Below are 26,801 nucleotides of genomic sequence, written 5' to 3'. Positions count from 1 at the left end.
GGCGGGGCGGCGCCGGGCCGCACGCGGTCACCGGTGTCGTCCAGGCCCCGGTCGAGGGCCCCGCGGGAGGTGTCCGGCGGCTCGCCCGTCACATCCCGCCCCTTCCTGGCTCGATCACGCGCCCCGTACCTCTCCGCCTCTCGAACGCCCGGATCCCGACTCCCGGAACCCCGGGCGGCGCCGGGTGAGCGCCGCCGCCCAGCGGGGCCATGCGCACCGGCAACCGCGAGGCGGTTGGCGGCGCCATGACTCCGAACCAAAAGGCTATTTGCGTACCGGGCGCGACTGCCAACGGGGTCTCTTGACGAACGGCCACGCAATCCTCCGGGATGAGCCCAACCCCGCTGCGCTTGACCGTCGCCAAACCACTAGTGTCGTCAGCCGGTCGCTGTAGCTTTCACCCCTCACTCCAGCCGGGCGCACGGGGAGCTTGATGATCCACGTTTTTCGAAGGGCGGGCGCGGCGGGTGTTGCGCTGCTCTGCATCGCACTGGCGGGCTGTGGCGGTGGTGACAATCCCGGGCCGCCCGCGGTTTCCGGCGAGGTCAAGATCGGCCTTCTCGCCCCGTTGACGGGTGGGAACGTGGAAGCCGGCCATGATGCCCAACGGGGGGCGGAACTCGCCGGCCGGCTCATCAACGCCGGAGAAGCCTGGTCCGGATACTCCGATGGGCGAATCTGGGGGCCCTCAGGTCGCGCCCGCCTGTCGATTGTGACGTTGGACACGAAAAGCGACCGGCAACGCGCGGCGGACGGGGCGGCGACCCTGGTGAGCGGCGACGGCGTGGTCGGCCTCGTCGGTGCATTCGGCGCCGACGCCACCCTGGACGCCAGCCAGCGGGCCGAGCGGCTGCAGACCCCGTTCGTCAGTGGCGACGCCGCGTTCACGGCGCTCACCGAGCGCGGGCTGAGCTGGTTCTTCCGGGCCGGACCCGACGCCGCGGACTACGGCGGCGCCTTCCTGTCCCTGCTGCGCAACGCCGAACAGCCTGGCCAGGAGCATCGACGGGTGGCCGTGCTGTACAGCAACGACGCGACCGGCACCGACCTGAGCTCGATCGTCACCGAGTACGGCGAGGAGGCCGGCTACCAGATCGTGGCGAACGCGCCGTACGAGCCCGGCGACGCCGATCCCTCCGCCGCGGTGGCGGCGGTCCGCGCCGCCGCGCCCGACGTCGTCCTCATGACGGCGAACCTCGGCGCGGGGGAAAGGATCGGAAAGGCGTTCCAGGCCAGCGGGTATACGCCGCCCGCCGTCGTCGTTTACGGCGCCCCCGCGGAGGCCGCCCGGCTCGCCGCAATCCCGGGCTTCGCGGGCCGGGTGAGCCGGCAGGTCTCGTGGTCGCTGCCCATCACCCGCGCGAACCCGCTCGCCGCGGCGGTCACCGAACGTTATCAGCACGACTTCGGCGCGCCGATGACGGCGGAGGCGGCGAGCGCCTTCACCGCGGTGACAATCTTCGCCCGGGCAATCGAGGATGCCGGCAGTTCCGAGCGGGAACAGATACGCTCCGCGCTTGTCGCGATCGATCTCCCAGGGGACGCGACCATCATGCCGTGGAACGGCGTCCGTTTCGACGGAACCCACCAGAATACCCTTTCCGCAACGGCCGTCGAACAGGACACCGACGGGACGTTCGCCACCGTCTATCCACGCGACCTGGCCACAACAACGGTCAATTGGCCGCCACCGGGAAGCCCCGCGCCAGCCACCGGCGCCTCGGCCGGATCGGGGACACGGGCGGCATCCACCGGAGCACGGAACGGTTAGGCCGACGGGTCATGCGCCATCGTATTGCGACATATAGCGACGAATCCTCCGAAGCCGGCTCTCCGCGGGCGGGCGGCGACGCGAGCGGGCCGGCGGACGGCCCCGCGCCGGAGTTGGTCGCGCCGGAGTTGGTCGCGCCGGAGTTGGTGACGTTCACCGGCGTCGAGAAGCGCTTCCCGGACGGCACCCAGGCCCTCGCCCCGATCGATCTGAATGTCCGCGACGGCGAGTTCGTGAGCATCGTCGGCGCGTCCGGCTGCGGCAAGAGCACCCTGCTGCGGCTGGCGTCCGGCCTGACCGAGGCCACCGCCGGCACCGTGTCGGCGCTGACCGGACGGATCAGCTACGTCTTCCAGGATCCGACCCTGCTGCCCTGGCGCAGCGTGCGGCGCAACGTGGAGACGCTGGCCGAGCTGACCGGCGTGCCCCGCGCCGAGTACCGGCCGCGGGCCGCCGAGGTCATCGAGCTGGTGGGGCTCGGCGGGTTCGAGCGGCACCGGCCGCGCTCGCTGTCCGGCGGGATGCGGATGCGGGTCTCCCTCGCCCGCTCGCTGGTGCTCTCCCCCGACCTGTTCCTGCTCGACGAGCCGTTCGGCGCCCTCGACGAGATCTCCCGGGAGCGCCTCGGCGGCGAGCTGCTGCGGTTGTTCGAGCTGCGCCGCTTCGGCGCCGCCATGTTCGTCACCCACTCGGTCGCGGAGGCGGTGTTCCTGTCGACCCGGGTCCTGGTGATGTCGCCACGCCCGGGCCGGGTGGTGGCCGAGTTCACCGTCCCGTTCGGCTTCCCGCGACCGGCGGAGATGCGTTTCCGGGAGGACTTCACCCGGTTGACCGCCGCGGTCTCGCGCCGCCTGCGCGACGGGGAGGCCGGGTGAGCGTGCGGGGGGCGCGCCGGCTGATGGCTCTGGCCCGCGGCAGCCGGGCGTTGCGGACCGGCCGGCCGCGCGCGACCTGGCGCGACCGCACCGCCCCGCTCGTGCTGTTCGCGGTCATCATCGGCGTCTGGTACTTCGTCAGCCTCGTGGTCCTCGATCGGGACCGCCGTTTCCTGCTGCCGAGTCCCGACTCGGTCGTCCGCGTCGCCTTCCTCGACGGCCACAACCTCTCGCAGCTGCTGCGGGCGCTGTGGCTGTCGACCTCGGTGGCGCTGATCGGCCTCGGGGTGTCGATCGTGCTGGGCATGGCCGTGGCGATCGCGATGAGCCAGGCCCGGTGGATCGAGAAGTCGGTGTACCCGTACGCGGTGATCCTGCAGACCATCCCCACGCTGGCGATGGTGCCGCTGATCGGTTTCTGGTTCGGCTACGGCTTCCTCAGCCGGGTCATCGTCTGCGTCCTCATCGCCCTGTTCCCGGTGATCAGCAGCACGCTGTTCGGCCTGCAGTCGGTCAACCAGGACATGCTCGACCTGTTCCGGCTGCACCGGATCCCCCGCTGGCGCCGCCTGGTGTCGTTGCAGCTGCCGGCGGCGATGCCGGCGACGTTCGCCGGGTTCCAGGTCTGCGCGGGGCTGTCGGTCGTGGGCGCGGTCGTCGGCGACTTCTTCTTCAAACAGGGCAAGCCGGGCATCGGCGTCCTGATCGATCTCTACCGGGCGCGACTGCTCTCCCAGCAGCTGTTCGGCGCGGTCATCCTCGCCTCGCTGCTCGGGGTCGTCGTGTTCACGTTCTTCGGCTGGCTGAGCCGACTGGTCACCGGTCGCTGGTACGGCGCCGAGACGCCCTGACGCCGCGGGCGGCCGCGCCCGTCGGACCCCGACGGGCGCCGGCGGCCCGCGGAGCTGTGTCACACCCCGGCCCCGCGGGGGGCTCCACGAGCCCGCGGGGTCTTCATGAGAGGGAGCAACATGGGACGTTTCCGACGAGGAGCCGCCGTCGCCTTCGGCACGGCGCTCGCCCTGACCCTGGCGGCGTGCAGCGGGGACTCCGATGGCGGGTCCGCCGCTCAATCCACCAGAGAGAGGGCCACCGACGCGGCGCCGGCCGTCGCGTCCGGCGGCGCACTCGACCTGACCGGCGCCTGCCCCGCCACCGTCGTGGTCCAGACCGACTGGTTCGCCGAGTCCGAGTACGGATTCCTGTACAACCTCATCGGACCCGACGCGAAGATCGACACCGGCAAGAAGCGGATCACCGGCTCCCTCGTCTCGGGCGGCAAGGACACCGGGGTGAACATCGAGGTCCGCTTCGGCGGCCCGGCCATCGGGTACGAGCAGGTCAGCGCCCAGATGTACGTCGACAAGTCGATCAACCTGGGGATCGTCTCCACGGACGAGTCCATCCAGAACTCGGTGTCCCAGCCCACCAAGGCGGTGTTCGCACCGTTCGAGGTGAGCCCCGGCATGATCATGTGGGACAAGAGCAAGCACCCGAACTTCACGACGCTGGTCGACATCGGGCAGACCGACACCAAGGTCCTCTACTACGAGACCGACGCCTACATGCAGTACCTGCTCGGCGCCGGCATCCTGCGCCAGGGCCAGGTCGACGGCAGCTACGACGGCGCCCCAGCACGCTGGGTCGCCGAGGACGGCAAGATCGCCCAGGCCGGCTTCGCCACCTCGGAGCCCTACATCTACAAAAACGAGCTGGGTGACGGGCACAGCTACGACGTCGGCCTCCAGCTCATCAACGACACCGGCTACCCGCTGTACGGGCAGGCCCTGTCGGTCCGCGCCGGCGACGAGGCGAAGCTCGCCGGGTGCCTGAAGAAGCTGGTGCCGATCGTCCAGCGCTCGCAGGTCGACTTCCTGGCGCACCCGCAGACGGCGAACGCGCTCATCATCAAGGCGGTCAAGGCGGACGCCGCGTCGGTGTGGAACTACTCGCCGGGGCTCGCCGCGTACGCCGTGCAGACGATGAAGAACCGGGCACTGGTCTCCAACGGGTCGAACGCGACGATCGGCGACATGGAGCAGAGCCGCATCAACCGGATGATCCAGATCCTGACCCCGATCTACGCGGGCCAGAAGAAGCCGGTGAAGAGCGGACTCACCCCCGCCAACCTGTTCACCAACCAGTACATCGACACGAGCATCGGACTGAAGTGACTGATTCCGCCGCCGTCGCCGCACCCGCTGCCGGCGTCACCGCCACCACCGCCACCACGGCCGGTCCGGCGAGCTCCAGCGGTCCGGCGAGCTCCAGCGGTCCGGCGAGCTCCAGCGGTCCGGCGAGCTCCAGCGGTCCGGCGAGCTTCGTGCTCCGGGCCCGGCACGTGCTGACCATGGGCGCGGCCGGGCACGTCCGTGACGGCGCGGTCGCGGTGGTCGACGGGCGCATCGCCGCGGTGGACGGGTACGCCGCGATCGCCGCGCGGTTCGCTGACCTGCCGGTCGTCGGCGACGGCGGCGGGATCATCACCCCCGGCTTCGTGAGCTGCCACGGGCACTTCTCGGAGGGCCTGGTCACCGGCATCGGGGAGACCCACACGCTGTGGGAGTGGTTCGTCCACGTGGTCGAGCCGATCGAGGCGCACCTGACCCGGGACATGGCCTACGTGGGCACGCTGCTGAAGGCGACCGAGATGGCCCTGTCCGGGGTGACGACCGTCGGGGACATGTTCTGCTCCGCGCCCGGCACCCCGCCGATCACCCCCGGGATCGTCGACGCGCTCGACGTCGTCGGGGTGCGCGGGGACGTCTCGTTCGGCCCGGCGGACTTTCCGCACGGCTACCCGGTCGACCGGATCGTCGCCGAGCATCACGCGCTCGCCCACGCCGCGGCAGCCTCCCGGCGCACCCGCTTCCGGGTGGGCCTGGCCACCGTCCCGTCGAGCAGTGACGCGCTGCTCGCGGCCACGCGGTCGCTGCTGGCCGAGACGGACCGGCTGCACGTCCACCTGCACGAGGTCCGGGAGGAGGTGACGGCATCGCGCACGAGCCGGGGGGCCAGCTCCATCGAGGTCGCCGCCCGGGCCGGCCTGCTCGACGCGCAGACGGTCGCCGCGCACTGCGTCTGGCTCTCCGACGACGACGTGGCGCTGCTGCGCCGGCACGCGGTCGCCGTGGCGCACTGCCCGGTGTCGAACATGATCCTGGCCAGCGGGGTGTGCCAGGTGCCGCGGCTGCTGCGGGAGGCGGTGCCCGTCGGCCTAGGAGTGGACGGCGCGGCCAGCAACGACAGCCAGGACATGCTCGAGACCGTCAAGGCGGCGGCGCTGCTGCAGAAGGTGCACCACCAGCAGGCCGACGTCCTGACCGCGCCGGCGGTGCTGCGGATGGCGACCCTCGGCGGCGCCCGCGCGCTCGGCCTCGACGACACCGTCGGCAGCCTGGACGTGGGCAAGGCCGCCGACCTGGTGCTGTTCGCCGAGGCGAGCCCGTCGATGGCGTTCGTGCACGACCCCTACCAGGCCGTCGTGTACTGCGCCGGGACCCGGGACATCGCCGGGGTATGGGTCGACGGCGAACGGATCGTCGCCGACGCCCGGATCCTCACCGCCGACATCCCGGCGATCCTGCCGCGGGCGCGCGAGCTCGCCGTCGAGCTCGCCACCCGGGCCGGCCTCGCCTCGGAGCTGGCCGCCTCCCCGACCCGTCCACCTGCTTGTCCAGAGGGATGAATCGGACGCGAAGGCCTCTGGACCAGCAGCCGCACCGACCGGGAGGGAGGGTCAGGTACGCGGGGTGAGATCGGCGACGAGGACGGGGTCCAGCCCGCCCGGGGTGCCGTCCGGCTCGGTCTTCGAAAGGGTCAGCCGGGCGGCGCGGCCGTCGAGCTCCAGCACGGCGAGCTGGCTGTCGAACCAGGGGCCGTCGGTGACCGTCCAGCGGATCGCCCGGCGCGGCGCGCCGGCGAGACGCGCGAACGCCCCCGAGACCGCGGCGAACGGCGCCCGGCGGGACAGGGCGTCGACGCGGCGGATCGCCGGACTCAGCGGATTGCGAAACGGCGAGCACACGGCCTGCCAGACCGGCGCGTGGACACCGGCGGGACCGACTTTCGACAGGTCGGCGCGGGCGAGGTAGGCGTGGTGGACGTCGCCCGACAGCACGACGACGCTGGCCGGGGCGGGGCCGTGCTCCCCGGCGCTGACGGCGCGCAGCAGCTCCGTCATCGCGTCGAAGGACGCCCCGAAGGCCGCCCAGTGCTCGAGGTCCAGGGCCTGCCGGAGCCGCTCCGCCGCGGCGGCGGCCCGCCGACCCCACCGGCCCGCCGCGATCTGCTCGTTCGCCGCCTCGACGTTGTGGATCAGCGGGCTGAGCAGGTACGGCACCGACGTGCCGAGCAGCAGATGATCGACCTCGCCGGTGTGGTCGGTCTGCTGGCGCACCCAGGCCCACTCGGCGGCGTCGACCATGGCCCGCGTCCCGTCCGCCGCGACGACCCGCGCGCTGCGCGCATCGATGACGACCAGCCGGGTCCGGCCCAGGTCCCAGCGGAAGCTCCACCGCACCGCCCGGCCGTCCGGGTCGGCGACCGCGCGGTCGGCCCTGGCGTCGGCCCGCCTGGCGAAAGCGCGCAGCAGTTCCTCCGCGGACGGGCCGCCGGTGCTACCGGTACCCGTCGTGCCGGCCGCGACGACGGCGCGGTGGACCGGGTCCCGGTCACGCTCGTCCGGCGTCAGGTTGCCCAGGTGCTGATACAGCCAGTAGGCCATGATCCCGCCGGTGATCCGCGCGTCCCACCAGGGCTCGGTCCTGATCTGGGCACGCCACGCTGCGGAGATGTTCCAGTCGTCGCGCACGTCGTGGTCATCGAAGATCATGGCGGTCGGGACCGTGGACAGCAGCCAGCGGATCTCCGGCTGCGACCAGGCCTCCTGGTAGAGCCAGGTGTACTCCTCGAAGTCGGCGATCTCCTCCCCCGGGGGTGCGGTGACGTCGCGTCGCCGCCGGATCCGCGCGGCGGTGCTCGGGGAGACGTGGTCGGCGTAGACCTGGTCGCCCAGCAGCAGCAGGGCGCCGGGCCAGGTGGCCGGGTCCCGGGTGGGCAGGTCCAGGGCGAGCGCGTGCAACGCGTCCGTCCCCAGCCCCTGTTTGTCGTCGTCGGCGTTCAGGGTGTACGGCGGCTCCTGGGGCGCGGTGACCCGGCAGGAGCCGAAGACGATGCGTACCGGTTCGACGCCACCCACCGGCCGCAGCAGGCTCGGGGGCGCGTCGGGCTCGGGCCAGACCCGCACCGGCGGCCCCGCGGCCCCGGCCAGCCACACCTCGTACGGGACCGGCTCCCCGGGCTCGAGTCCGTCGACGACGACCAGGGCGTAGTGGTGCCCGGCCACCTCGAAGGTCTCCCCGCGGCCCGCGACCCGCCCGAGTGGACCAGGCCCGCCCGCGCCCGCGGCGCCCGCCTGCGGCGCGATGGCGACCAGGACCTCGCAGGCGGCGTCGGTCTCCACCCAGACGGTGACACGGGAGACGTCCGGATGGCGTTGGATGGGACCGAGGACGAGGCGAGGCATTCCCTTACTGTCCACCCCTCCCGGCCGTGCCAGTTGCTGGCGGGGGGGGCACACGCATCGCCGAGCATGGACGAGCGGATGAGCGGGCCCGCGGTGGCGCTGTTCCAGGCGGCGGCAGGCAGGAATGTTCACTAGTCCGATCGGGAGGTCGGCCTGCCGCAGACAACGGCGCGTCGCGCTGCTAGCGTCGGAACGGTGAGGTCACACGTCGGACATCCGGGGCGGTTTCGCGCCGCCGCGCGATGTTCCGTGGGATGCCCGGACTCCGGCGTCCCGGCCGTCCCGCGGCCTCGCGGCGCCGCCCACGTCGTGGCGTTCTCCGGTCGCTGACCGGGGGCGGTCCGTCGCGACCGTTCGTCGGCATCCCGCTCACCGGCCCGGGACGCGGGGCCCCGGTGGCCGGCGCGGCCCGCGTCCGACCACGGGCCGCGGCACGCCCAGGTCACGCCCACGTCACAGCGAGATCACGTCCCTGATGGTGGACGGCGGCCCGCCGGGCCCGGCATCATGCCGCCCTCGCCCGCACCGCAGCCGACACCACAGCCACACCACAGATACGGGGAGAGTCACCCAATGAGTGCCGAGAGCTGGTCGTTCGAGACCCAGCAGATCCACGCGGGCGCGCAGCCCGACCCGGCGACCGGCGCCCGGGCCGTGCCGATCTACCAGACGACGAGCTACGTCTTCCGCGACACCGAGCACGCGGCCGCCCTGTTCGCGCTCGGCGAGCCCGGCAACATCTACACCCGGATCGGGAACCCGACGCAGGACGTGTTCGAGCAGCGCATCTCCGCCCTGGAGGGCGGCGTCGGGGCGCTGGCGCTCGCGTCCGGGCAGGCCGCCGAGACGCTGGCGATCCTCAACCTCGCCGAGGCCGGCGACCACGTGGTGTCCTCGTCCAGCCTGTACGGCGGGACGTACAACCTGTTCCACTACACGCTGCCGAAGCTCGGCATCGAGGTCACCTTCGTCGCGGACCCGGACGACCTGGAGGAGTGGCGCGACGCCGTCCGCCCGAACACGAAGGCGTTCTACGGCGAGACGATCGGCAACCCGCGCGGCGACATCCTCGACACCGCCGGCGTGTCCGAGGTCGCCCACGCCCACGGCATCCCGCTCATCGTCGACAACACGCTGGCGACCCCGTACCTGTACCGCCCGCTGGAGCACGGCGCGGACATCGTCGTGCACTCGGCGACGAAGTTCATCGGCGGCCACGGCACGGCCATCGGCGGCGTCATCGTCGACGGCGGCCGGTTCGACTACGGCGCCTCCGGCCGGTTCGCCAACTTCACCACGCCCGACCCGAGCTACCACGGGCTGGTCTACTGGGAGGCGCTCGGCCACGGCTCCTACATCGCCAAGGCCCGCGTGCAGCTGCTGCGCGACATCGGCGCCTCGATCTCCCCGTTCAACTCGTTCCTGCTGCTGCAGGGGCTGGAGACGCTGTCGCTGCGGATCGAGCGGCACACCGCGAACGCCCAGCGGGTGGCCGAGTGGCTCGAGGCGCGCGACGAGGTCAGCTGGGTGGCCTATCCCGGGCTGCCGTCGTCGAAGTGGTACTCCCGGGCGCAGCAGGTGCTGCCCCGCGGCGCGGGGGCGATCCTGTCGTTCGGCATCGCCGGCGGGGCCGCGGCCGGGCGGAAGTTCGTCGACGGGGTGGAGCTGTTCAGCCACCTGGCGAACGTCGGCGACGTGCGCTCGCTGATCATCCACCCGGCGACGACGACGCACTCCCAGCTCACCGAGGCCGAGCAGGCCGCGACCGGGGTCACCCCCGACCTGATCCGGCTGTCGGTGGGCATCGAGGGGATCGACGACATCCTCGCCGACCTCGACGCCGGGTTCCGTGCCGCCAAGAGCTGAGCCGGGTGGCGCCGGTCCGGCCCCGCCGACCGGACCGGCGCCGTCGACGGCATCCCCCGACCCCGCCCCCGCCGTGTCCGGGGCGTGGCGGGCGGGCGTCGATCCGGTCGGGCGGCGGCGTTTCGCCGAGCTGCCCGGCCCGCTGCGCCTGGAGCGCGGCGGGGTGCTGCCGGGTGTGCGGGTGGCGTACGAGACCTGGGGGCGCCTCGACGCCGCGGCCGGCAACGCGGTGCTGGTGCTGCACGCGCTCACCGGCGACAGCCACGCCGCCGGCCCCGCCGGGCCCGGGCACCCGAGCGAGGGCTGGTGGGACGGGCTGATCGGGCCGGGCCGGGCGCTCGACACCGACCGCCTGTTCGTGGTGTGCCCCAACGTCCTCGGTGGCTGCCAGGGCACGACGGGACCGGCCGCGGCCGCGCCGGACGGCCGTCCCTGGGGCAGCCGCTGGCCCGAGATCACCATCGCCGATCAGGTCGCCGCCGAGGTGGCGGTCGCCGAGGCCCTGGGCGTGCGGCGCTGGGCGGCGGTGGTCGGCGGGTCGATGGGCGGGATGCGGGCGCTGGAGTGGGCCGTCGGCCAACCCGACCGGGTCGGGCGGGTGGTGGTGCTGGCCTGCGGCGCCACCGCGACGGCCGAGCAGATCGGGCTGTACGCGGTGCAGGTACGGGCGATCACCGACGACCCGGGCTGGCACGGCGGCGACTACTACCACCTGCCGGCAGGGCGGGGCCCGGCCGCGGGGATGGGCCTGGCCCGCCGGATGGCCCAGATCAGCTACCGCAGCGAGGAGGAGCTGCAGGACCGCTTCGCCACGCGGACCCGCGCCGACGGGCATTTCGAGGTGGCCTCCTACCTCGACCACCACGCCGGCAAGCTGGCCCGCCGGTTCGACGCCGGCACCTACGTCACCCTGACCCGGGCGATGATGACGCAGGATGTCGGCCGGGGCCGCGGCGGGTTCGCCGCGGCGCTGCGCGCCTGCCCGGTGCCGTTCACGGTCGCGGGCGTCGACTCCGACCGGCTCTACCCGCTGCGGCTGCAGGAGGACATCGCAGCGCTCACCGACGCGCCGCTGCGCGTCGTCCACTCCCGCTCGGGCCATGACGGCTTCCTCCTCGAGACCGACCAGGTCGCCGCGCTCGTCCGGGAGGCGTTCGGGGCGTTGCGCAGCGGCGACTCCCCGAGCCGGTCACCCGGCTCGTCATGTTGAACGTGTAAGAACCGCTACCTGGTGACTCCCTTCACCGGACCGGCCGGTGCCGTCCACCCGGGCGGGCTGTTCGCCGCCATCCGCGCCACGTTGCCGAGCCTCGTGCCGGGCGAGCAGCGGGTGGCCGAGGTGTGCCTGGCCCGCTGGCCGAGATCGCCGACATCACCCTCGTCGTCGGCACGCCCGACTGGCCGGTCGGCACCGACACGATCGCCAGCCGGCTGGCGTCGCTGCTGCTGCTCAACGCGCTGCAACTCGCCGTCGGGCTGCGCCGGGAGAGCGCCCCGGGGGAGAACCGTTGCTATGAGTGACTGCCTTCCGTTTCCCGTCCGTCGAGGACCGTTCATCTCGGTATTCGACGCTGCCCAGGTAATCGGAACTGGTTCATCCGGTAGGCCCAGCCACAGACCTTCCCGCGCAAGGTGACGTCCAGCCTGTCGTGGTCACGGGCGAACCCACCTCACGCGGCGGGTCATGGCCGCCGCGTATGTCACCAGGGCACCACCCCTGCGTCGTCGAAGAACCCGCCGGTCGGGCCGTCGTCGGGCAGGGTCGCGAGTCGGATCGCGATCGCCGCGCCCTGTTGCGGGGTGCGGACGCCGCGGAAGCCGTTGAGGTCGGTCGCGGTGAATCCGGGGCACGCCGCGTTGATCAGGATGTTCGTGTCGTGCAGTTCCTTGGCGTACTGGACGGTGACACCGTTGAGGAACGTCTTCGACGGCGCGTAGGCGGCGGCAATCGGACCCGTTTCGGCTCCGGGAGTCGTCTGCAGGGTGAGTGAGCCGACGCTGCTGGACATGTTCACGATCCGCGGCGACGCCGAGCGGCGCAGCAACGGCAGCATCGCGTTGGTGACACGGATGACGCCGATCACGTTGGTCTCCACGGCCGCCCGTACCGTCGCGGGGTCGACCGTGGTGGGCAGCTGTGGCGCGCCGCCGGTTATCCCGGCGTTGTTGACGAGCACGTCGAGGTGTCCGGCGCGCTCGGAGATCAGGCCGGCGGCGGCGGCCACGCTCGCGTCGTCGGTCACGTCGAGCGGTACGCCGAACGCGTCGGTTCCGGCGGCACGCAGCTTCGCCACGGCCGCCTCGCGGCGCTGTTCATCCCGGGCGCCGACACCGACCCTCCAGCCGAGGGCGCCCAGGCCGGCCGCGATCTCGTACCCGATGCCCTTGTTCGCGCCGGTCACCAGCGCGATCGTCTGTTCACTCATACGGTCGATCCTGTCCCGGGCCTGCGCGGACTCCCACACCGATCGGGTGGGCAGCGATACCGTGCGGGTATCGATCCCGGTTGGGGCCGGATATCGGGGCGGCGCTGCTGGAACGCACCGGCCGCGCGGTCACCCTGACCGAGGCCGGCTTGGTGCTCCTGCGGGAGGGCCGGGCGGCGCTGGATGCGGTCGAGGCCGCCGAGCGTCGCGCCCGCCGCGCTGCCCTCCCCGCGACCGGCCACGCCGGCGTGGTCCTCGCCACGAAGGCCGGCGCGTCCAGCGAACTGCTGGCGAAACTGCTCGACGCCTACGCCGCCGAACCCGATGCGGTCACCGTCGATGTGCTCCTGTGCGGGATCGGCGAGCAGGAACGACTGCTGCGCGACGGGCAGGCCGACGTGGCTGGGCTGCACCGGCCGTTCGACACGACGGTCGGGTTCGACACCGAGGAGCTCTGCACGGAGGGACAGGTCGTGGTTCTGCCGGCCGGGCATCCCCTCACCGGCCGGACCGGCGTGCAGATGGCCGAGGTCACCGCGCTGCCCGGCCTGCCGATGCCGCGCTGGCCCGGCCCCGACGGTACGTACCCGGACGGCCCCGGTACGCAGGTTCGGGACCATGCGCAGTTGTTGCAGCTGATCACGCTCGGCCGCGCTTGCGCGATCCTGCCGGACTCGTGCCGAGCCCAACTGCGCGGCGACCTCGCCGCCGTGCCGGTGCTGGACGCGCCGACGGTCACGACGGTCATCGCGTGGCCACCGCACAGCCGGTCCAGAGCCGCCGCCGGCCTCGTCCAGACTGCGACGCGTCTCTAGCCAAACCTGGTTCTCAGCAACACCTCGGCGTTTCTGCTGTCGACGAAGGCTGAGCTGGTCCACGCTCCGAGGCGTGGTGAAGGATCTCGTTCCGGACTCTGAACACTCCGGCGCGAGGTCGCCGGCGGGCGGCCGGGGAGGCGGGATGGCCGCCCGCGGCCCCGGCCGGCGCGGTCCGGACGACGTAAATGGGTGGGAGGCCCGGATGGACTGCCACCATGATGGTCACCATGACAGGGATGCCCCCCGACTGGACCATGCCGGTGCTCGTCGGTCGCCGAGTGCAGCTGGAACCGATGCGCGCCGACCACGTCGACGGTCTGGTCCGCGCCGCCGCCGAGGATCGGCGCACCTACGGGTTCACGGACGTCCCATCGACTCCGGACACCATGGCTCGATACGTGGCGGCGCTCGTCGCGGAGCGGGACCGTGGCCTGGCGATCCCGTTCGTCCTGCGGGAGCGAGGCGCCGATCCCGGCGACCCTGACCGGATCGTGGGCGCTACCCGCTTCCTCGGCCTCGACTTCTGGCGGCCGACGGCGGACCCGGCCGGCCACTGCGACGCGGCGAGCCACTCCACCACGTTCCACTGGTCGACGGCGTCGGACGCCGCGACGACCTTCCACAGCACGACGACCACGACCGCCACGACCGCCACGACCGCGGTGGTGACGACCACGGGCACAGGCAAGACGACGGTGGCCACGTCGAGCGCCAGGACGCCGACGACGGACACGTCGAACGCCGACACGTCGAACGCCGACACGTCGAACGCCGACACGTCGAACGCCGAAGCCCCCGCGGCGTCCGACCCTGCGGGCATCCTGCCGTCCGTGGCCGAGATCGGCGGGACCTGGCTGGCGGCGTCGGCCCAACGCACGGCCGTCAACACGGAGGCGAAGCTGCTGCTGCTCGGCCACGCCTTCGACGCCTGGGCGACCCTGCGGGTGTGCCTGAAGACCGACGCGCGCAACGCACGCTCCCGCGCGGCGATCGAACGGCTCGGCGCCCGCTTCGAGGGCGTCCGCCGCGCCCACGTGCTCGCCTTCGACGGCACGGCCCGCGACTCCGCCTACTACTCGATCGTCCGCGCCGAGTGGCCCGGCGTGCGGGCCGGGCTGATCGCCCGCCTCACCCGCCCCTGACCGGCCGCCCGGACAGCCACCAACCCTTTCCATTAATCACTTAAAGTAGCCGAAACGCCACGCCAGGCCTGCTTCCCACGTCGGGACGGACGCCGGTCGAGCGAGCCGTCAGCATGCCGGCACCGGCCGTGCCCGCGTGCTCGCCGACCCGCCGGCAGTCGGCCGCCGCGGAGATCGAGAATGGCGCCCAGCAGGAGTTTCATCGGCCCGCGGACATCGAGACGGTCCATCGGGCATCGGTTTCCGTCCCGCAAATCCAGGTAACTGGACGGCGTCCGACCCGACGGCCGTGAATGCTTCGCGTCCAGCTCCGACCGCGGTCACGCAACGGAGTCGCCGCAGGATTCCCGCCAATCCCGCGATTACGGAGGTGACGGAAACGGTTCCTCCGCACCGGGAAAAGAGTTACGGTCTCCCGGTTGCATCAATGGGCTGATGTCCGCCCCGGGGGAATGCATGACCACGTTTCCGTCCTCGGCCAGAGCGCCGCAATGACTCCCGCCGAGATCCACCGCACCGAAACCGCGTCCGAGCAGGTCGAGACAGGTGAGGCGCCGCGCACCCGCGACCAGGACCGGCGCCAGCAGCTCGAAAGAAAGCTCAACCTTCTCGATCGGGCTGCCGCGGCCTCCCGCCCTGCCGCCGACGGGCAGCCAGGCCGAGCCACCCCGCCGAAAGAGGCGGAGGACCATGGCGACCGAACGCCTGACGGTGGAAGGCGCCCGCCCGGCAAATCTTCGGGCGACGGGAATGCGGACATCGAATCGCGAGGCGGAGCGCCGCCCACCCGGAGAGAATCGTCCGACCACGAAGAGTCCGCAGAGATCGCCTCACCGACCACCGCCGAGGACCGTGCCGACACCACAACCCGGGCGTCGCCCGAGAGGCCGGCGGTTCCGGACTCTCGCTCACGCGATTCACGAACCGACTCGCCGCCGACGACAGCCAAATCAGCGCACCGCGATGTATCACCCGCCAACGCTCCACCACCGGTCGGGACGGCAGCGCACGCCGAGGCCGGGACAGTACATCGCGGCGAGGCGCGAGCAGCTCCGGATCACCGCCTGCCCGGGGCGCCGAGACCGGAGGCAGAGGCACCCGAAACATTATCGACCTCACCCGGTGGCGATCCGGACCTCGCTCCGGCTGACGTGGTCACCGGATCCGGAGATGCCGCACTCCGCGCGGAGACCGACCCGGATCTCCCGGAGGGACCAAGACCGGTCGCGGGCCGGGCAGGCGGGGAGTCAGCGGACTCGCTTCCGCAGGCGCGCCGCGAGCGGTGGGCGGACCAGGACGCACCCCGCACCCTGCCGGACGGCGATCCGCTGTTGACCCATACGGACCAGATCAACACACCAGAACGTGCGTCACTTCGGGAGGAGCTGATCCGGACGGTGATCGGCGACGCCCAGCCTCCCGAGCGCGGACGTCCGATCCTCTACCTCATGGGCGGCGGCGGCGCATCCGGCAAGGGAGACGTGCTGGATCGCCTCATGAAAAACAAGGTCATCGATGGCAGTAATGCCGTACATCTCGATCCGGACATCATCAAGACCCGGATCCCACAGTTTTCACAGATTGTCGCTGCCGGCGACTCCCGGGCCGCCGAAGTGGTTCATGAGGAAAGCAGCTGGATTGCCAAGGCGGTTCTCGCCAAGTCGATGGAAGGCCGTCTCAACATAATCTACGACAGCACGCTCGGCAATCCCGACAAGACGGTTAATTTGATCGACGACGCGCACGCCCGCGGATACGAGGTCCGGTTGTTCGGTGTCACCGCCGATCCCGAGGTAGCGGTCCGGCGGGCCGTGGAGCGAGGCAAGGAGTCCAAACGCTACGTTCCCGTCCAGGCCCAGCTCGCCGCACATCGAGGCTTCTCCGCCGGATTCGAACAATATGTGGAGAAAGCCGATACGGTCGCCTTGTACGACACGAACTCGACTTCAGATCCTCCCTTTCAGATCGTCCAGAAGAAGTCGGATGGGGTCCTGCGAGTCCTGAATGAGAGTGCCTATCGGAAGTTTCAGCGAAAGTCCCTGCTCAACCCGGAAGCCTCAGGACCGGCAACACTCTACGATCCCACACGCGAGCAATACGAATGAACTGCACCGAAAGGCGAGATCGGCAGCCTGAGACAGCCGGAGGCCCGAACCTCCGACCGAGGAGGAGTGATGTGTGACAAGGAAACCGACGAAGAATTCGAGGCTCGCCGTTCACGGGAGTTCGACGAAGCCCTCGACGAGGCGCGCACCTTCACACCCGAGGAGTGGGAGGAGACAAAGGAGAGAATGCGCAGGAAGGATGAGGAGGAAGCAAAGAGGATCTTCGGCGACAAGAAGCCGACAGTCTGGGTCGACCGGTACATCGACGAATAGGGACAGAGCCCCGGAGCACAGCCCGCGCGCCGGTCACCACGTCCGTCGGCGAGGCCTTGCAGCCGATGGTGTCCCCCCACCGGCGGACGCCGAGGCCCGGACGGTTCGGCGTCGAACCATTCGGGCCGCTCGACCGCGGCGCATCCTTGCCCTTCCGGAGGCTTTCGTGCCCGCTTCATCCCTCTGGATAAGCAGGGAGGTCGGGGGCTACTCGAAGTGGGGGGGCTGGCCGGTGGCTTCGAGGACGGACATCCACAGGTCGCCGGCGGGGTCGACCTGGTTGCGCTGGCTGACGGCGAGGGCGATCGGGATGTGGATGAAGCGGCGGCGCCAGCGGCCGACGACCATCTCGGTGCGCCCCGACATCGCGGCGTGCACGGCGGCGTGGGCGAGCCGGATCGTGTAGACGTTGTCGTAGGGGTTCGCCGGGACGCTGCGGATCACGTAGCTGGGGTCGATGTACTTCAGGTTCAGCTCGACGCCCTCGGTGTCGAAGTGCGCCTTGATCCGGCGGGACAGTTCCGGACCGACGTCGTGCAGCTTGCGGTTGCCCGACGCGTCGGAGCCCTCCGGCTGGTCGGTGATGAGCTCCTGGCCGGCGCCCTCCGCGACGACGACGACCGCATGCCCGCGCTCGACCACGCGGCGGCGCAGGTAGTTCAGCAGGCCGCCCTCGCCCTCCAGCTTGAACGGCAGCTCCGGGATGAGCACGACGTCGGCGTTGCTCTTCGCCAGGGTCGCGTAGCAGGCGATGAAGCCGGAATGCCGGCCCATCAGTCGGACCACACCCATGCCACCCGGCGCGGACGTCGCCTCGGCGTGCGCAACACGGATCGACTCGGCCGCCTTGCCGAAGGCGGTCTGGAAGCCAAAGCTCTGATCGATGTAGGGAATATCGTTGTCGATCGTCTTCGGGATGCCGACGACGGCGATCTTCTCGCCACGTTCCGTGGCCACCCGGGAAATCTCCTTGGCGCCCCGCAGGGTGCCGTCCCCGCCGATGACGAACAGTATGTTGATGTTCATCCGGGAGAGGCAGTCGACGATCTCGCCTGGGTCCTGCTGGCCGCGGGAGCTGCCGAGGATCGTCCCGCCGTCGTCGTCGATGTTCGCGACGCTCTCGGGGGTCAGGTCGACGACGTCGTGACCGTAGCGGGCGATGAAGCCCTGGTACCCGTTGCGGAAGCCGAAGATCCGCCGGACCCGGTAGTGCGAGGTCAGCTCCAGCACCAGGCCGCGGATGACGTTGTTCAGCCCGGGGCACAGGCCCCCGCAGGTGACGATGCCGACCCGGGTCTTGGAGGGGTCGAAGTAGATCTTCCGGCGCGGGCCGGCCGGCTCGAAGCCCGGCAGCTCGGCGAGATCGACTCCCCGCGCGGCGATCATCGACGTGGTGTCGTCGTAGAGGACCTTGTCCGCCTCGTCGATGTAATGCTGCGTCGTCGGCCGTTCTCCCAACAGGGGCAGAAGAGGAGAATCTATCCGGCAGGCCCCCAGGGTCTTCACCGAAAGATCGGCATTATCCACCAGCAGTGGCGCACCCACCGTTGTCCGGCCCTCACGTCTCGCTCGGCACTTCGTCTCTTCGCGACTTCGCTCCATACATACCCCGGGCGAGCCGGCGACGGACGCCGCCGATCACCCCAGTTCTTCCAGACCGAGACTACCGGGCCAAACCAGCTGTCACGGGGGCATCGCCGGGTCAACCCGGTCACCAGCGGACCGAAACAATCGCTTCATCGTCCGGAAACCGGCGTAACGCCCGCCAGGCCCGCCCCGTACTTGTCCCCGGCGGACACCTCGGTGCCCGCTTGAGAACCGGCCACCCGACCCGGCCCCGGCGGCCGTCCCCATGCGGCCGAGGACCGTCCGGCCGGCCGGACCTGCGCGAACCCGGCCCGGCATCGCAGGCGGGTGAAAGCACGATCGCCCTGCCCACGGCGCCCACCACGCAACTGGCTGCCAACGCCACCGACCTGCGCCGAGGGCGGCCCAGGCCCGCCTACCACCCCGTCCGCGGACCGTCTTGTCCGCCGGGTCGTCCTGTTCTCGGACCGCCCCGCCGGCGGACCGTCCTGTCCGCCGCCGCCCTGTCCGCGGAGCGGGCCGTATCCGGAATGCCTTGCCCGGAGATCATTCGACATAAAAGCTGCCTGATTCGTGGTCCGATTCGCGATCCGCCGGACGTCACCGAGGCATGTCAGGAACATGACGGCGACGCCATGCGACGATCCGGCTGGCATCTGCCGGACATGGACGATCCCCCGGCCGGACGGCGGCCCAACCCGACCACGCCACCGGAATCACACCCCCACAGTGCCGTCCGCACACCGCCCGGACGGGCAGTTCGGACCCCTCCCGGGGGGCCGGTCGGACCGGTGCCGCGGCGGCCCTTCGGCGCACCGGATGCGATCCGGTCGCCCCTGCCCCGCTGCCGTCCGATCCAGGAAGCTCGAAACCACGCCAACGCCGACCACGGGGGCGGACGGGGAGGTCACGGTGCACGTCATCGGCCACGGCCGGGACGGCGGGAAGCACCCGCCGCAGCGGTACACCGGCACGACCCCCGCCGTCGCCACGCGGCCCACCGGTCGGAACCGGGACGGGAGCGCGCCAGGCTGACACCGGGCTCGGGATCGTCGCACCACCGGGGTCCGGCTCGGACCCGCGGTCGAGGATGCGGCGTCACCCGACGCAGACGGCTGCGACCCGCGGAGGGATCGGGTCGGAGCCAACCAGGCACGGCGCGGCGGCCACCGACGCGATGGCGAGCGTGTCGGTGGGGACCGACCGCCGCGCCGTGCCCGGACCTTCACGCCCGGACCTCCACCGTCCGCCGGCACTGTCCAGACCGTCCGCGGCCGCACGCACGCTCAGCCCGGGACGTCGAGGCGCCACAGGCGCAGGCCACCCCGCCCGAACGTCCACACGCTGCGCGACGCCGGCTCACCCAGCCAGCCGCAGGCGTCGACCCGCCCCTGGACCCGCAGGGCGGCCACCCGCTCGGTCGAGTGCAGATCGAACACCCGCAGCACGTTCGCCTCATCCACCGACGCGAGCATCGACTGATCACCACTGACCGCGAACGTCGTTACCCCGCCCGCATGCCCGTCGAACGATCCCGTCCGTGTCCCGTCACGAAGATCCCAGGCCGTGATGGACACGGGCGTGGCGTTCGCTTTCCCGGCACCGTCCACGGCGATCAACCCCACACCGTCGGGGAGGTACTGGATGTGCTGGATCGGGCCGAGTCCGGGCGGATTCGCCTTGGCCTCGAGCGAGTCCAGGTCGAGACGGGTCGGCATGGCATTGTCGTCCAGAACGAGAATCTCCCGCCCGGCGGCGTTGAGCGCAAGGTGACTGACTCCGCCGTCGAACGTGCGGACGACCCCGAAGGCCCTCCCGTCGGCCGCCGTCCACAACGATATCCGCCAACGATCGCTCAGCACACCGGGAGCACTGGCCACGGCGAGCATCGCGGTGCCCGTCGGCTCGGCCGATACCGGCGATGCGGCGATCTTCACCGCGTGTCCCTCGGTCGCCACCTCGTCGATCAGCCCGCCGGAGACCGGGTTCCAGACCTGGACCCGGTCGAATCCCCGGACGGCGAGCCAGCTCCCGTCGGGCGCCGCGGCCCAGTACGACCGGCTGGCGACCTCTACCGGGAACCGTGACAACAGCTCCCCGCTCTCGGTAGCCCACACACTGAGGTCGCGACCCCTTGCGCGTTCGCGAGCCGGCGCGGACGCGCACCATCGGCCGTCCGGGGAGCTCAGAACGACCCGCACCGCGTCGTCGGTGGCGGCCTGCGCCACCACCTCGCCGGCCGGGGACCAGACGCGCACCGATCCGTCTCCATGCCCCGACACCAGCCTCCGGCCGAGCGGGTCGCCCGCCACGTCGATCGCGTCGTCGATGTCGCGCCCTGGGGCGGCCGCCGCCGTCCGGGACCGGGCATCCCAGATACGCACCGCCGGGCTGTGCCGTTCCCTGCTGGCCAGCCAGGAGCCGTCCGGTGCCGGCAGCAGACCCTCGATTTTGGTCTGATGCCCCGTCAGGATGCTGCTCGGACTCCAGTCAGCCGCGTCCCACAGGCGAATCCTCCCCCGGCGTCCCACTCGGCGCGGATCAACGGCCTCGGCGGAGGCGACCCACTGCCCGCCGGGAGCGACCGCGACCGGCCCGACCCCACCGGCGTGTCCGGCCAACCGGGCGACGAGCGACCCGTCGAGGAGGCTCCAGACGTACAGCCGCCCGCCCGTCTCCTCCGCTGCGTCGGACGTTTCCGCTTCGCCGGTGACCAGTCTGGTGCCGTCCGGGAGAAAGACGACGGCCGACACTGCACCCTCGTGTCCGGTGAGGCTTACCCGCAACGAGCGCGTCGCGACCTCCCAGACGAACACCGCCCGGCCGGACGCGACCGCGAGAAGCAGCCCGTCGGGGGAGACCGCCAGCGAGGTGCCGGGCCCCTGGTACCTCGCGCCCGGCAGAACGCCGAAGACCGTGTCCTCGACGATGTTCCACAACCGGACCAGACCGTCGGCCGAGTACGCCGCCAGCCAGGAACCGTCGGGGGCGACGGCCAACTCGTCCCGACCCGGTCCCGGCAGGCTGCGGTGCAGGTCCCCCGTACGGCTGGCGAAGACCTCGGCGGTGGGTGCCGGTGTGCCGTTCCCGGCATCGCCCTCGGCGAAGTCGGCGTCGCCGGAACGGCCCACCAGCAGCCAACGACCGTCCTCGATGAAGTCGAGGTGACCGACCCTGCCCCTGGACTCGTCGAGCGAGTACAGACGTTTACCGGCCGACAGGTCCCACACGGTGACGCCGCCCGCCCCGTTGGCGATCGCCAGCAACCCCCGGGCGGAATCCCGAACCGCGATCGCGACCGCCCCACGCCATACTCCGCTGATTCCACCCTCGAGACGACCGGTCTGCGCCGCCCAGAACCGGACCTCCCCCGGCCGCGCCCCCCAGAAGTCCGACCGCTCACCAACGAACAGCCGCTGACCGTCGCTGGAGACGGCCAGGGCGCAGGCGTCGCCGTCGCCGTCGGAGAGGACCCGTCTCAGCCCGTCGTGGGGGCGGTCCAGGTGCGGCCATACCGGGGTGAGGCGGGCGCCGCCGACGGTCGCGGCGAACGTCGCCGCGAGGTCGTTCAGGCGCTCGTCCGAGGCCATCCGGGCGAGCAGGGTCGCCGCGAGGATGTCCGCGGCGGGCGCCGGGGTGAGCACGTGGAGTGAACGTGCAACCACCTCGGCCAGCAGGCCGAGGTCCGGGTCGGCGGAGCGGGCCAGCTCCGTCTCCACGGTCATCGGGCCCGAACGTTCGAACTGGGCGACGATCCAGCGCAGATCGTGCACCAGCGCCTCGACCTCGCTATCGGCCCGGGGCTTGCCATCGGTCTGAGGCCCGGCCATGCGATCGGGGCCGGTGGCCTGGCGCAGGTGCGTCATCAGATGGCGCCACAGGTAGGTCTCGGACTTCGCCAGCAGCCACCAGGCGGTGCGGCCGTCGACGGCGGGCAGGTCGCGGCGGTAGGCGTCGACGAGGCGGCCGTGGGCGGTGGGCAGCGTGTCACCGAGCGTGAGGCGCAGATGTTCGCGGATGACCTGATGCAGGACGAGGCCGGGTGGGTCCTGGCCGAGATGGGCCAGGGCGAGGTCGTCGAGCAGCTCGCAGAAGCGGCCCGTCTGCCAGGCGGTCCAGCCGGCGCCGGCGGCCCAGAACCGCTCCAGCACCGGCAGCGGGATGACCGCCTCCTCGGCGAAGATCGCCAACTCGTGGTAGCGGGTGACCCGGGCCGGGTCGCTGCCGGCGGCCAGGATGTCGACACTGGCCGTGATGGCGGCGGCGACCGAGCGGGCGCGGTTGCGTTCGTCGTCGAAGGCGCCGGGCCCGGCGGCGGCGAATCCCTCGAGGGTCGCGGTGACGGCGTCGCCGACGTGCACGCCGCGGCCGACGCGGGTCCGGATCGCCCCGGCGGCCAGGCCCAGCAGCAGCGGCCAGTCGCCGCAGCGGGCGGCGAGCAGGTCGGCGGGAGCGGCATCGAGGTGGGGGACGGCGGCGGTCAGGATGCCGATCGCCTGCTCCCGGGCCATCTCGTTGACCGCGACGACGGCCGCCTCCGGCGGGAACACGGACCGGTCGCGACCGGTGACGAGCCGCCCGTCCGGGTACCGGGCCCGGATGTCGTCGCGATGACCAATCATCCGGGCGAGGGTGGTCTTGCCGAAGCCGCCGGCACCGTGCAGGGCGACGATCGGCGCCGCGGGCGCGTCCACAGCCGGCTCGACGAGTCGGCGGGCGACGTCCTGTGCCAGCTCCGCGCGGTCGATCTCCCGGCCGGTGAGTTCCGGCAACCAGCGGATCTCCGCCTCGGCGGACGGTTGCGCGGTGCCGGACGAGGCGCCCGGCCGCGGCGCGAGGGCGGCGAGCGCACGCTGGAGCTGCGACTCCAGATCCGCGGGGCTGGCGACCTTACCGACGGTGACGCCGCTGTCAAGGATCCGGCGGCGAAACGCCTCCTGCCGATCGCCGTGGGACGGGTCGATGAACAGCTCGTAGCCGCCCTGGACGCGGTCGCGGTCCAGCAGGAACACCAGGCGCGGCCGACCCAGCCGGGTCGCGGTGTCGAACTCCAGCTCGGTGTAGGAGATCTCCGGATGGTCGCGGACCGGGGAGCCGTACCGGAAGCCAATGATCCCCACGTAGACGTCGCAGTCGGCGACTTCCCGCTCGCACACCTCGGCGGGCGGCGCGTCGGCCGCGGCGAAGTACGCCATGTGCCGCGGCTCGAGTCTCATCCCCAGCACGGCGTCACTCGCCGCCTGTACCCAGGACCGCTCGGTGGGAAGGCGGCCCAGTTCGCCGGTGTGGCTCAGGAAGACGCGCACTCGAACGGCCCCCCGTCGCACGTCCGGCCGGTCCGGAAGGCGGCGGCCCTGGCGCGTTCGACGCCTGGACGCACGGCAACAAAACCGCCTAACGTGACGCTTCGTCCCCCTGCACTCACAGTGCAGCAAATTAGCACCAGGAACCACGGCGCTGCGGCGGTCCTACTCACCCAAAGTCGGGGATCCGTCCGGACGCGTGGCGCGGTTCCGCGGAACACCACGATCACCGTGGTTGAGGTCGGGGGCGGAGCCGGGGCACGTGCCGGGTTCCGCGGAACACCACGATCACCAACACCGAAGCCGGCGGTCGGGTGCGTGGCGCGGTTCCACGCTGGCCGCGCTGACACCCGACGAGCAGAGAGAACTGACCCGACCAGACGGCGGTCTCCCGGACGTCAGTCCGCTCGGTGAGCCACGGGGTTGGCCAGGGATCGCAACTGCTGCGGTGAGGTGTGACGCCGCTCGACGGTCGGGAAACCGACGATGGTGTCGGACCCAGGCCGTAGTGTCGCCTCAGGCGGAGGCGCGGACCACAGCTGGCCGTGCCCGCCGCGCCCTGACCCCGCCGTCCGTCCGAGGAGCCGATGTCCGTTGTCCGCCCGTGACCAGGTGCGCAGCCGGTCGCTTCGGCTGTTGGACTACCTCGCCGCGCTCGCCGCCGAGCGGCGCGGCGCCCCCCGTCGCCAGCTCGCCGACTACTCCCCCGCCCCGATCGTCCCGGCCGCCGTGCCCGCGCACGCGGACGTCCGCCTCGGCCCGTCGGCCCGGCGCGACTCGTGGCTGGAGATCGATCGGACGGCGCCGCCGCGGCCACCCACCTGGCCGCGGGCTCTCGACGCGATCCTTGCTTCCACCGGGGTGAACCCGGACACGCCCCCCACGATCCCCGCGCCCGCGGCGGCGCGTGCCGACGACCTCGCGTCCCCGGGAACGGAGCCGGAGCCGGAACCGGCATCGGTGTCGGCTCAGCTCGGCGAACCGGGCGCTGCCGGCACCACCGGCACCGGCCGGGACGCGGCGCCGGTCTCGACGGCCGAGCCGGAGCCCGATCCGCGGGCCGCGTTGCTGGACGCCTGGGTGCGCGACGTCTGGCGGCCCTGGGCGCCGGCGGCGCGTGCGGCGCGCGACGCCCGCGCGCTCTACCAGCGCCTGTTCGACCTGCGCCTGGCCCTGCAGCGCGACGACGCCACCACCGAGCTCGTGTGGGGTCATGGCGTGCTGTGCTGGCGGGTCGGCGACGCCGTGATCAGCCATCCGCTGCTCGTCACCCGGATGGTGACCACGCTCGATCCCGACTCCGGCGTCCTGCGCCTGCATCCCGACGGGCCGACGAGCCTGGAGACCGAGCCCCTGCACGGCCTCGGGCTGCCCGGCCTCGACGAGCTGTCCGCCCTGCGTGACCGGCTGCGCGGCGCGCCGGTGGACCCGTGGGACGCCCCCGGCCGCGCGGAGGTGTTCCGCCAGATCGTCGCGCCGCTCGGACTGGACGCCCGCCTCGTCGAGGGGCCGGGCCTGCCCTCGCCCGGCGCGGCGCCCGTCCTCGTCGACACCTGGGCGCTGTACGCGCGGCCACGGCCCGCCCGGCAGGCGCAGTTCTACGCCGATCTGCGCACCGCCCTGACCGAGCGCGACGTCATCCCCGAGGCGATCGCGTCCGTGGTCGCCGAGGAGGCGCTCGTCGCCGACGCGCTCGCCGGCGACGGCGCCGGGCTGCCGCCCGGTCCTGGGCGCTGGGACCACGGCGATCCGGGCACGCGGCCGGGGTCCGGCTTCGATGCGCGAGACAGCCTGGGCGAGCGGCTGCTCATGCCGCTGGCGACCAACGCCGACCAGGAGCGGATCGCCCGCCAGCTCGCCACCTCCCGCGGCGTGACCGTGCAGGGCCCGCCGGGCACCGGCAAGAGCCACACCATCGCGAACCTGATCTGCCATCTCGTCGCGCACGGGCAACGCGTGCTCGTCACCGCTCAGGACGCCCAGGCCCTCGGCGTGCTGCGCGACAAGATTCCGCCGGAGCTGCGCGACCTGAGCGTCGCCGTGCTGGGGTCAAGCCGCGCGGACCTCGACGAGCTGCGCGCCGCCGTCGTGGAGATCTCCGGGGCGCTCAGCGACGTCGACCCCGCCCACGAGACGGCGGCCGTCAAGGCGCTCGCCGAGGAGCTCGACGCGGCCCGCGCCCGTGCCCGCACCCTTGAACTGCGCATGATCGACCTGCTGGCGGCCCAGGGCCGCGAGTTCGAGCTGCCGCACGGGCGGGAACGGGCCCCGGCGGTGGCGGCGTGGCTCGCCGAGCGGGACGGCGAGCTGTCGTTCATCCCCGACCGGCTCGACCCGGCCCAGGCGCTGCCGCTGAACCCGGCGGAGCTGGCGCTGCTCTACCGCACGGCGCGCGAGATCGGCCCCGCCGACGCCCGCGCGCTCGCCCAGGAGCAGCCCGACGTCGCCACACTGCCGGACGCGGTCGCCCTGGCCCGGCTGCACGCCGAGCTCGACGAGGTCCGCGACGGGCTGGCCGACCTGGAGCTGGCGGGCCTGTCGGTCACCGCGCTCGACGCCCTCGGCGACGCCGCGGCGCAGGCGCTGGTGGACGACGCCCGCGACGGCGCCGAGCGGGCACTGCGGCTTTCGGTCGGCTGGCTCGCCGCCGCCCGGGCGCAGTGCGCCGACTCCGACGCGCAGGCCGAGTTCTGGGCCACGCAGGCCGCGGAGCTGACAGCCGAGGTCACGCAGCTGCGCGGGCTCACCGCGCGGACCTTCGGCCGCCCGGTCGAGGTGCCCGCCGGCGACCCGCGGGTGCACCTGCGCCTGCTCGGGGAGCTGCGCGAGCGTTACGCCGCCGGGCGCGGGGTGCCACGGCTCGGCGGGCGGGAGCTGCGGGAGCTGCGCGACGCGGTCCGCGTCGACGGACTCGTCCCGCACACCGCGGACGACGTGGCCGTCGCCGAGGCCGAGGTGCGCCGCCGCCAGGCGCTGGCCGCCGCGGTGTCCCGCCAGGGGGCGATCGCCGCCGCACTCGGCGGCGAGCCCGTCGATGCCGGTGCCTCCGACGTCCTCACCCGGCTCGACGCGGCCGCCCGGGACCTCGCCGACGCCGCCGACTGGGAA

The 26,801-nt window shown here is 72.3% G+C and carries 16 protein-coding genes and 1 pseudogene; 13 read left to right on the top strand and 4 right to left on the bottom strand.

Annotated features, from left to right (window positions below; genetic code table 11):
• Nucleotides 1-433 precede the first annotated feature (433 nt).
• From FRAQA3DRAFT_RS02830 to FRAQA3DRAFT_RS02810, 5 genes are all read left to right on the top strand, one after another.
• Nucleotides 434-1,771 (top strand): ABC transporter substrate-binding protein, encoded by a 1,338-nt coding sequence (locus tag FRAQA3DRAFT_RS02830; RefSeq protein ID WP_009737551.1) that lies wholly within the window; start codon nucleotides 434-436, stop codon nucleotides 1,769-1,771.
• 11 nt (nucleotides 1,772-1,782) lie between these two features.
• Nucleotides 1,783-2,646: an ABC transporter ATP-binding protein gene (locus FRAQA3DRAFT_RS02825; RefSeq protein ID WP_009737550.1), complete on the top strand. Its 864-nt coding sequence runs from the start codon at nucleotides 1,783-1,785 to the stop codon at nucleotides 2,644-2,646.
• Nucleotides 2,643-3,497 (top strand): ABC transporter permease, encoded by an 855-nt coding sequence (locus tag FRAQA3DRAFT_RS02820; protein WP_009737549.1) that lies wholly within the window; start codon nucleotides 2,643-2,645, stop codon nucleotides 3,495-3,497. The genes FRAQA3DRAFT_RS02825 and FRAQA3DRAFT_RS02820 overlap by 4 nt, the downstream gene beginning before the upstream one ends.
• Before the next feature lie 120 nt (nucleotides 3,498-3,617).
• The gene (locus FRAQA3DRAFT_RS02815) at nucleotides 3,618-4,820 is read left to right on the top strand and encodes a hypothetical protein (RefSeq protein ID WP_009737548.1); all 1,203 of its coding nucleotides are present in this window, start codon (nucleotides 3,618-3,620) and stop codon (nucleotides 4,818-4,820) included.
• Nucleotides 4,817-6,334 carry an amidohydrolase family protein gene (locus FRAQA3DRAFT_RS02810; protein ID WP_009737547.1) on the top strand — a complete coding sequence of 506 codons (1,518 nt, stop codon included), beginning with the start codon at nucleotides 4,817-4,819 and terminating at the stop codon, nucleotides 6,332-6,334. The genes FRAQA3DRAFT_RS02815 and FRAQA3DRAFT_RS02810 overlap by 4 nt, the downstream gene beginning before the upstream one ends.
• A 51-nt stretch (nucleotides 6,335-6,385) precedes the next feature.
• Here FRAQA3DRAFT_RS02810 and FRAQA3DRAFT_RS02805 read toward each other — a convergent pair whose 3' ends face one another.
• Nucleotides 6,386-8,173, bottom strand: coding sequence for an alkaline phosphatase D family protein (locus tag FRAQA3DRAFT_RS02805; protein WP_009737546.1), 1,788 nt, complete (start codon nucleotides 8,171-8,173; stop codon nucleotides 6,386-6,388).
• Between the two features lie 573 nt (nucleotides 8,174-8,746).
• Between FRAQA3DRAFT_RS02805 and FRAQA3DRAFT_RS02800 the strand changes: the two genes are divergently transcribed.
• From FRAQA3DRAFT_RS02800 to FRAQA3DRAFT_RS02790, 3 genes are all read left to right on the top strand, one after another.
• The gene (locus tag FRAQA3DRAFT_RS02800) at nucleotides 8,747-10,039 is read left to right on the top strand and encodes a bifunctional o-acetylhomoserine/o-acetylserine sulfhydrylase (RefSeq protein ID WP_009737545.1); all 1,293 of its coding nucleotides are present in this window, start codon (nucleotides 8,747-8,749) and stop codon (nucleotides 10,037-10,039) included.
• Nucleotides 10,023-11,249: a homoserine O-acetyltransferase gene (locus FRAQA3DRAFT_RS02795; protein WP_051054115.1), complete on the top strand. Its 1,227-nt coding sequence runs from the start codon at nucleotides 10,023-10,025 to the stop codon at nucleotides 11,247-11,249. Before FRAQA3DRAFT_RS02800 ends, FRAQA3DRAFT_RS02795 begins: the two co-directional genes overlap by 17 nt.
• Nucleotides 11,250-11,380: 131 nt before the next feature.
• Nucleotides 11,381-11,560 (top strand): hypothetical protein, encoded by a 180-nt coding sequence (locus FRAQA3DRAFT_RS02790; protein WP_035920521.1) that lies wholly within the window; start codon nucleotides 11,381-11,383, stop codon nucleotides 11,558-11,560.
• A 179-nt stretch (nucleotides 11,561-11,739) separates the two neighbouring features.
• Here FRAQA3DRAFT_RS02790 and FRAQA3DRAFT_RS02785 read toward each other — a convergent pair whose 3' ends face one another.
• Nucleotides 11,740-12,465 (bottom strand): SDR family oxidoreductase, encoded by a 726-nt coding sequence (locus tag FRAQA3DRAFT_RS02785; protein WP_009737543.1) that lies wholly within the window; start codon nucleotides 12,463-12,465, stop codon nucleotides 11,740-11,742.
• A gap of 80 nt (nucleotides 12,466-12,545) precedes the next feature.
• Here FRAQA3DRAFT_RS02785 and FRAQA3DRAFT_RS02780 point away from each other — a divergent pair, with 80 nt between their 5' ends.
• From FRAQA3DRAFT_RS02780 to FRAQA3DRAFT_RS02765, 4 genes and pseudogenes are all read left to right on the top strand, one after another.
• Nucleotides 12,546-13,280, top strand: a complete 735-nt coding sequence (locus FRAQA3DRAFT_RS02780) for a LysR family transcriptional regulator (RefSeq protein WP_009737542.1) — start codon at nucleotides 12,546-12,548, stop codon at nucleotides 13,278-13,280.
• An 812-nt stretch (nucleotides 13,281-14,092) separates the two neighbouring features.
• A pseudogene (locus FRAQA3DRAFT_RS38360) lies at nucleotides 14,093-14,425 on the top strand (GNAT family N-acetyltransferase); the annotation flags it as partial.
• 1,331 nt (nucleotides 14,426-15,756) lie between these two features.
• A complete protein-coding gene (locus FRAQA3DRAFT_RS34465; RefSeq protein WP_157467025.1) occupies nucleotides 15,757-16,530 on the top strand; it encodes a zeta toxin family protein in 774 nt (257 codons plus the stop codon).
• A gap of 69 nt (nucleotides 16,531-16,599) precedes the next feature.
• Nucleotides 16,600-16,803 (top strand): hypothetical protein, encoded by a 204-nt coding sequence (locus FRAQA3DRAFT_RS02765; protein ID WP_009737538.1) that lies wholly within the window; start codon nucleotides 16,600-16,602, stop codon nucleotides 16,801-16,803.
• Nucleotides 16,804-17,010: 207 nt separating this feature from the next.
• Here FRAQA3DRAFT_RS02765 and FRAQA3DRAFT_RS02760 read toward each other — a convergent pair whose 3' ends face one another.
• Both FRAQA3DRAFT_RS02760 and FRAQA3DRAFT_RS02750 read right to left on the bottom strand, forming a co-directional pair.
• Complete coding sequence (locus FRAQA3DRAFT_RS02760) at nucleotides 17,011-18,348, bottom strand: ATP-dependent 6-phosphofructokinase (protein WP_009737537.1); 1,338 nt, start codon at nucleotides 18,346-18,348, stop codon at nucleotides 17,011-17,013.
• Between the two features lie 1,328 nt (nucleotides 18,349-19,676).
• Complete coding sequence (locus FRAQA3DRAFT_RS02750) at nucleotides 19,677-23,696, bottom strand: DUF4062 domain-containing protein (RefSeq protein ID WP_009737535.1); 4,020 nt, start codon at nucleotides 23,694-23,696, stop codon at nucleotides 19,677-19,679.
• A gap of 591 nt (nucleotides 23,697-24,287) precedes the next feature.
• On the opposite strand from FRAQA3DRAFT_RS02750, the gene FRAQA3DRAFT_RS02745 reads away from it, so the two are divergent.
• A partial coding sequence (locus FRAQA3DRAFT_RS02745; RefSeq protein ID WP_009737534.1) for an AAA domain-containing protein occupies nucleotides 24,288-26,801 on the top strand: 2,514 nt, incomplete at its 3' end.

This window comes from Frankia sp. QA3, from assembly GCF_000262465.1.
Lineage (GTDB): Bacteria > Actinomycetota > Actinomycetes > Frankiales > Frankiaceae > Frankia.
Note: the sequence above shows the minus strand (reverse complement) of the source record. Positions and strands in the feature narration are given on the sequence as shown.

Bases quoted from the DNA above. Each gene is read 5' to 3' on its own strand.
- FRAQA3DRAFT_RS02830 (WP_009737551.1), top strand. From the start codon at position 434: ATGATCCACGTTTTTCGAAGGGCGGGCGCGGCGGGTGTTGCGCTGCTC.
- FRAQA3DRAFT_RS02825 (WP_009737550.1), top strand. From the start codon at position 1,783: ATGCGCCATCGTATTGCGACATATAGCGACGAATCCTCCGAAGCCGGC.
- FRAQA3DRAFT_RS02815 (WP_009737548.1), top strand. From the start codon at position 3,618: ATGGGACGTTTCCGACGAGGAGCCGCCGTCGCCTTCGGCACGGCGCTC.
- FRAQA3DRAFT_RS02805 (WP_009737546.1), bottom strand. From the start codon at position 8,173: ATGCCTCGCCTCGTCCTCGGTCCCATCCAACGCCATCCGGACGTCTCC.
- FRAQA3DRAFT_RS02800 (WP_009737545.1), top strand. From the start codon at position 8,747: ATGAGTGCCGAGAGCTGGTCGTTCGAGACCCAGCAGATCCACGCGGGC.
- FRAQA3DRAFT_RS02785 (WP_009737543.1), bottom strand. From the start codon at position 12,465: ATGAGTGAACAGACGATCGCGCTGGTGACCGGCGCGAACAAGGGCATC.
- FRAQA3DRAFT_RS02765 (WP_009737538.1), top strand. From the start codon at position 16,600: ATGTGTGACAAGGAAACCGACGAAGAATTCGAGGCTCGCCGTTCACGG.